The organism is Alcanivorax sp. HI0083 (genome assembly GCF_001635175.1).
In genome coordinates this window covers 1-1183 of sequence record NZ_LWFX01000280.1, presented here as the reverse complement: position 1 = coordinate 1183, position 1183 = coordinate 1, and the positions used below count along the sequence as shown (strand labels likewise).

Genomic DNA, 1183 nt, shown 5'->3' with positions numbered 1-1183 from the left:
GCCCTTGGTCGCCATCCATTTCCCGGCATTCAAGGACGGCCGCGGCTATTCCTACGCTCGGGAGCTCCGTACCCGCTACGGCTTTAAAGGTGAAGTGAGAGCCACCGGTGACGTACTCCGTGACCAGCTTTTCTACATGACCCGTTGCGGCTTCAACGCGTTTGAAGTGCGTGAAGATCGCAGCATCGAAGAAGCACTTGAAGGCCTGAACGACTTCAGCGTCACCTACCAGGGTGACGTGAACGAACCACGCCCTCTCTATCGGCGCGGCTAGTCTTCAAAAAGCCTTCGTTCCGGGAAAACGCCGCTGTCGCATTAAAGCCAGCGGCGTTTTCGCATCCATACCAGTACCCCCACACTGACTACACCAATTCCCGCCATAAACCACCAGAACCCCGCAGGATCTTCAACACCTGGCAGGCCTCCCACATTGATCCCGAACAGCCCGGTAAGAAAACCCAACGGGAGAAACAACGCCGAGATCATCGCCAGTAGATACATGCGGTCGTTGATAGCTTCGTTTTGTACCGAGAAAACCTCCTCCTGCAACAAGGTGGCATGCTCACGGGCCGCATCCAGATCTTCCAGCAGACGCTGCAAGCGATCACCGGCCTCACGAAGCAACAAGGCATCGCCACCGGTGAACATGGTTTCGTTCTGCAACCGGGCCAACGCTTCACGCTGCGGCGCAAAAAAACGTCGCAACGTAATAGAGCGACGACGAATCTGGCTGAGACGTGGAGTCAGACTAATGGTCGGCGTCTCCTCAATGGACAATGCACAGTCCTCCACCTCGGATTCCAGATTTTCGATCACGTCTTCCATTCGCCAGATCAGCTGATCCACAAGCCGTGCGACCAGGCCCGGGATACCGACAGCGCCCTCACCAGCATCCAGCTCTTCTTGCACCGTCACCAGCGACAGCAATGTCCGTTTCTGGGTGCTGATCATGCCTTGGGGGCCGACCCACAATCGCAGGGCAATCATGTCTTCAGGGCGCGCTCCAGGGTGGAGGTTCACCCCGCGCAGATACACCAGCAGACCACCCGCCACCTCCGTGGCACGAGGCCGCGTTTCCATGGCGGTGAGCGCCGAAATCACCACCGGCGGAATGGATTGCCGCTCAAGCCACTGCTGACTCTGCGGCTGGGTATAATCCAGGTGCACCCAATATGGAGAGGTT

Annotated in this window: 2 protein-coding genes; one reads left to right on the top strand and one right to left on the bottom strand. The window is 57.8% G+C overall.

Annotated features, from left to right (window positions below):
- Positions 1-274: DUF934 domain-containing protein (locus A3754_RS03005; RefSeq protein ID WP_156496727.1), on the top strand; the 274-nt coding region annotated here is incomplete at its 5' end.
- 41 nt (positions 275-315) lie between these two features.
- On the opposite strand, the gene A3754_RS03000 is transcribed toward A3754_RS03005, so the two are convergent.
- On the bottom strand, positions 316-1183 hold an 868-nt coding region (locus A3754_RS03000; protein ID WP_063518811.1), incomplete at its 5' end, for a zinc transporter ZntB.